The following is a 5,577-nucleotide window of genomic DNA, read 5'->3' as shown; positions in this document are numbered from 1 at the left end:
CGCCTTTTCTTTTGCTTACTTTTCTTTTGGCGACGCAAAAGAAAAGTGAGTTGCTGCCGGGCAACCCCCGGCTTGCTGGCGCACCACAAGAAGTCCAGACTTGAGATGGCTTCACCTCATTCCCTGGAGGCAAGCACACAACGAAAGCTACAGACGAAAAAAAGGCAGCCCGAAAGCTGCCTTTGATCTGAAGTGCCAGACTGGCACGAACGTCAGGATTACTCCGTGCGTTCACCCGCTGCCGGTGCGGCAGGCTGCTCAAACGGCAGGGTCATGTCGCGCAGGTCGCGTTTGGTCTCGACCAGCACCAGCGGGCTGGCGTCCAGTTGCGGTGCTGGTGGACGTTCGCGTGGCACATGGATCGGTTTCGGTTCGGCCGCCATCGCGGCCTGTATTTCCGCGATCTTGCTGGCGTCGGAATTGACCCATTGCAGACCCGAGGACTGGGCCACCTGGGCCAGGTCCTGCAGCGGCAAGTCATAGGTCTGGACTTTCGGCAGCGCGCGTGCTGCGGGGGCAGCAGCGGCCGGCGCGACGGCCACGGCCCGGGCAATGGCAGGTGCGGCGACAGGGGCAGGTGCTGCCACCGGCGCTGCCGGCGCAGGGGCTGGTGCGGCAGTTGCTACAAATTCAGGAGCTGCCGGCGCAGGTGTTTCCTGGGCTACAGCCTGATTTTGCTCAAAGCGTTCAGTAGCAACGGCCGGGGCAGCGCCTTCGGCCTGGCCTTCGACGGGCTGGTCACTGCGCTCTGAACGCTCGCGGCGGTCGCGGCCATAACGGTCACGGCTGCGACGCTCGCGCGGCTGGCGGTCCTGGCCTTCTTCCTGACCTTCAGCGCGCGGCTGGATGTCGGTGGAAGAAGCCGGCACCACCGGGTTGCCGGTTTCGTCGAGGCCGGCCACGACGCCAGGATGGGCTGCATCAAAGCTGTCGGCCTGGGCGGCGCCGGCGGGCGCGGTGCTGCCATCGGTGCGGTCGTCACGACGCTCGTTGCGACGGCCTGTGCCGCGCTCCCCGCGTTCGCCACGCTCACCACGGGCTTCACCACCACGCTCGCCGCGTTCACGGCGACCCTGGCCTTCAGCGCGCGGCTGGCGCTCGCCGTCACGGCCGGCGTCCTGTGCCGGACGTTCCTGGCGCGGCGCGGCATCACCTTCGTTCATGGCTGCGGCCATCGCAGCCTGGTTGGCCAGGGCCAGATCCTGCTCGATGGAATCGCGGGCCGGACGGTCGGCACGTTCGCCACCGCGCTCACCACCACGTTCACCACGACCACGGCGGCTGCGTTCACCCCGTTCGCTGCGGCCTTCGCTGTCGCCCTGTCCTTCAGGACGCGGAGGACGTTCTGCGCGCTCGGGGCGGGTTTCATTGTTGCGGCCTTCAGGCCGTGCTTCACCGGCGGGACGTTCCTGGCGGGTACCTTCGGCGCGGCCATCGGCATTGCGCTCACGGCGCTCGCCGCCTCGGCCTTCACCACGTTCACCACGCTCGCCGCCACGCTGGTCCGGACGGGCTTCGCCACGTCCTTCGCCCGAGCGGCCTTCGCTGCGGCCACCACGGCCGCCACGGCCGCCGCGTTCACCCCGGCCGCCGCGCTCGCTGCGTTCACCCCGTTCGCCGCGCTGCTCGTCACGCCGGCCTTCGCCGCGTTCGTCTTTTTTGACTTCCTTGACAGGCGCCGGTGCGGGTGCTGCTTCGGCGCCTACAAAAAACTCCTTGAGTTTGGCAAAGAAGCTTTTTTCCGCCGGCGCGGCAACCACCGGCCGGACCGGCTGGGCCGCCACCGGGGCGGGCGCCGGTGCCGGCTTGGGCACAACGATGGGCGCCGGTGCATCGGGCAGCACGCCCTTGATGATGGGTTCCTGCTTGTTGTGCTTTTCCTGGCTGCGGCGGGTGACCGTGGTCGGGTCTTCCATCTCCTCGGCCATCTTGTAGCTGGCCTCGATGTTGTCCAGGCGCGGGTCGTCGTGTTTCAGGCGCTCCAGCTTGTAGTTCGGTGTTTCCAGCGTCTTGTTGGGAACCAGCAGCACGTTGATGCGCTGCTTCATCTCGATCTTGCTGATTTCCGAGCGTTTTTCGTTGAGCAGGAAAGAAGCCACATCGACCGGCACCTGGCACAGCACCGAGGCCGTGCTGTCTTTCAGTGACTCTTCCTGGATGATGCGCAGGATCTGCAGCGCCGAGCTTTCAGTGTCACGGATATGGCCCGAACCACCGCAGCGCGGGCAGGGAATGGATGCGCCTTCGCTCAGCGCGGGGCGCAGGCGCTGGCGGCTCATTTCCATCAAACCGAACTTGCTGATGGTGCCGAACTGCACACGGGCACGGTCCTGGCGCAGCGCGTCGCGCAGGCGGTTTTCAACGTCGCGGCGGTTGCGCGACTCTTCCATGTCGATGAAGTCGATGACGATCAGACCGCCCAGGTCGCGCAGACGCATCTGGCGCGCGACTTCGTCGGCGGCTTCCAGATTCGTGCGGGTGGCGGTTTCCTCGATGTCGCCGCCCTTGATGGCGCGGGCCGAGTTGACGTCCACCGACACCAGCGCTTCGGTGTGGTCAATCACAATGGCGCCGCCGGAGGGCAGCTGCACGGTGCGGGCGTAAGCCGACTCGATCTGGTGCTCGATCTGGAAACGGCTGAACAGCGGCGCGTCATCGCGGTAACGCTTGACGCGGTGCTCATGCTCGGGCATCACGTGGGCCATGAACTGGCGCGCTTGTTCGTAGACGTCGTCGGTGTCGAACAGGATGTCGCCGATGTCGCTGTTGAAATAGTCGCGGATCGCGCGGATCACCAGGCTCGATTCCTGGTAAATCAGGTAGGCGCCCTTGCCGCCCTTGCCGGCACCGTCAATCGCGGTCCAGAGCTTGATCAGGTAGTTCAGGTCCCACTGCAGCTCGGCGGCGCTGCGGCCGATGCCGGCGGTGCGGGCGATGATGCTCGAACCTGCCGGGTACTCCAGCTGGTCCATGTTTTCTTTCAGCTCGGCCCGGTCTTCGCCTTCAATACGGCGGCTCACGCCACCGCCGCGCGGGTTGTTCGGCATCAGCACCACATAGCGGCCGGCCAGCGACACAAACGTGGTCAGGGCGGCGCCCTTGTTGCCGCGTTCTTCTTTTTCGACCTGGACCAGGATTTCCTGGCCTTCACGGATCACGTCCTGGATGCGCGCCTGGCTGACCGACACGCCCTGGGCGAAGTACTGCTTGGAGATTTCCTTGAACGGCAGAAAGCCGTGGCGGTCTTCACCGTAGTCGACAAAACAGGCTTCGAGCGAGGGCTCGACACGTGTCACGACGGCCTTGTAGATGTTGCCCTTGCGCTGTTCGCGCCCTTCGATTTCAATTTCGTAGTCGAGGAGTTTTTGTCCGTCGACAATGGCCAGGCGGCGTTCTTCCGACTGGGTGGCATTGACCAGCATGCGTTTCATGGGGGTTCCTTCGTTCTTCTGTCTCAAACATCACTGCCCGAAAAACGGGCAAACGACGCCGGGAGCAGACGCTGTGCGAACGTGGGGAATTGCCGGAGAGCTTTTGACGCGCCATGGCGACTGAAAAAAATCAGTCAGCGGAGCGGTCTGGGCGTAGGCGCGTGGATGGGGCGAGTCGGGGTCTGACAGGTGTTTGCTACCAAAAAAGTAGCTGCTTGCGCCCGTGCAACAAGGGCTGGCAGCTGATTCATGCCTGAAAGCGGGGCTAAAAAGCGCCGCAGGCACAGAGAGATCAGTCCAACCAGTGTTGTTGTCAAAGGGCTACCCATTCAAAGACCAGATTTCACCTGGATCCGTGTCCAGCCCGTGGGGCTGCACACATCGTATTCCGTAGTTGTGTTCGCAAAACGTCGACTCGTCTGCACAACATGTTCCTGCCGCGGGGTGTCTGGCACCTTGCGCTTGGGGGCATTTGCTGCCAGTGGCGTCGACCTTCCAGCAAGGCTGTTGCAGTGGGTTGATGGGTGTGTGGACTAAACTCCCAGACAAATCAACCACTTACAGCTTGTCGCTAGTGAAACACATTATAGGCGCAGGTTCAGGTAAAACACGCCGCCCGGGTAAACCCCAGACGGCGACGCAGCCTGACCGACCCAGACCCCCTCCACCTTTGCCGGCCCCGCCGGAGCTGCCCGCGAAAGCGGCCCCACAGGCCACGCTGGTGACAGTGGACGCTGACTTTGCGGGCCAGCGGCTGGACAACTTCCTGATCCGCCAGCTCAAGGGCGTGCCCAAGACCCATGTCTACCGCATCATCCGCAGCGGCGAAGTGCGCATCAACAAGGGCAGGGTGCAGGCCGACACCCGGGTCGAGGCCGGCGACATCGTGCGCCTGCCGCCGGTGCGCACCTCGGAGCGGGCCGACGACAAGGCGAAGGCCATGGCCGTCGAGGTGGCCCGCCACGGCGCCGCGTCCACCACAGGTGGTTACGCGCCGTCACGGGAGTTCCCCATCCTGTTTGAAGACGAGCACCTGCTGGCCATTGACAAACCGGCCGGCGTGGCCGTGCATGGCGGCAGCGGTGTGGCTTTTGGCGTGATCGAGCAGCTGCGCATGGCGCGGCCCGAGGCGCGCTTTCTGGAGCTGGTGCACCGGTTGGACCGCGAAACCAGCGGCATCTTGCTGGTCGCCAAAAAACGCATGGCGCTGAAAAACCTGCAGGAGCAGTTTCGCGAGCGCGAGACCGACAAGATTTACCTGGCGCTTGTCAGCGGCGCCTGGCCGGTCAATAAAAAAGTGCTGGACGCGTCCCTGCAGAAATATTTACTGCCCGACGGCGAGCGGCGCGTGCGGGTGGTGGACAAAGAGCATCCGGACGCCATGCGTGCGGTGACGCTGGTCAAGGTGAAGTCCGCGCTGGCCGCTGCCGGGCGCGAGTTTTCCCTGCTCGAGGTGACCATCAAGACCGGCCGCACCCACCAGATCCGGGTGCACCTGGCCAGCGCCGGCCACCCGATTGCCGGTGATGACAAGTACGGCGACTTCGAGCTGAACAAAACCTTGCAAAAAGAAGCCGGCGGCGTTGCCCTCAAACGCATGTTTCTTCATGCCTGGCGGTTAAAGTTCATCCATCCGTCCAGCGGCAAACGCATTGACCTGCTGGCCGCGCTTCCCCCCGATCTCGAGAGTTTCACGACCCATGCCACGCCCGTCCTCCCCGCTCAACTTTGACCTGATTGCCTTCGACTGGGATGGCACGTTGTTCGATTCGACCAAAATCATCGTGCGCTGCATCCAGGCGGCGGTGCGTGATGTGGGCGGCACCGTGCCGACCGACGAGGCCGCCGGGTATGTGATCGGCCTCGGGCTGATGCAGGCGCTGGCCCATGCGGCGCCCGATGTCCCGCCCGAAAAGTACCCCGAGCTCGGCGCGCGTTACCGGCACCACTACATTGGCCACCAGAACGACATCAGCCTGTTTGACGGCGTGTTGCCGCTGCTGGCCGCGCTCAAGGCGCGCGGCCATCTCTTGAGTGTGGCGACCGGCAAGAGCCGGCACGGCCTCGACGAGGCGCTGCAGGCGGTCGAGCTCAAGGGCCGGTTTGACGGCTCGCGCACCGCCGATGAAACCGCCGGCAAGCCGCA

At 64.5% G+C, this 5,577-nt stretch carries 3 protein-coding genes; 2 read left to right on the top strand and 1 reads right to left on the bottom strand.

What is annotated here, in order from left to right; translation table 11 throughout:
• Positions 1-218 precede the first annotated feature (218 nt).
• The gene (locus tag PSV33_RS00980) at positions 219-3,431 is read right to left on the bottom strand and encodes an Rne/Rng family ribonuclease (RefSeq protein ID WP_300557663.1); all 3,213 of its coding nucleotides are present in this window, start codon (positions 3,429-3,431) and stop codon (positions 219-221) included.
• A gap of 574 nt (positions 3,432-4,005) precedes the next feature.
• Between PSV33_RS00980 and PSV33_RS00975 the strand changes: the two genes are divergently transcribed.
• Together PSV33_RS00975 and PSV33_RS00970 are read left to right on the top strand one after the other, a co-directional pair.
• Entirely contained in the window at positions 4,006-5,163 is a 1,158-nt protein-coding gene (locus PSV33_RS00975) for an RluA family pseudouridine synthase (RefSeq protein WP_300557661.1), read from the top strand.
• Positions 5,132-5,577: HAD hydrolase-like protein (locus PSV33_RS00970; RefSeq protein WP_300557659.1), on the top strand; the 446-nt coding region annotated here is incomplete at its 3' end. The genes PSV33_RS00975 and PSV33_RS00970, both read left to right, overlap by 32 nt.

This window comes from Polaromonas sp., from assembly GCF_029945895.1.
GTDB lineage: Bacteria > Pseudomonadota > Gammaproteobacteria > Burkholderiales > Burkholderiaceae_C > Polaromonas.
Note: the sequence above shows the minus strand (reverse complement) of the source record. Positions and strands in the feature narration are given on the sequence as shown.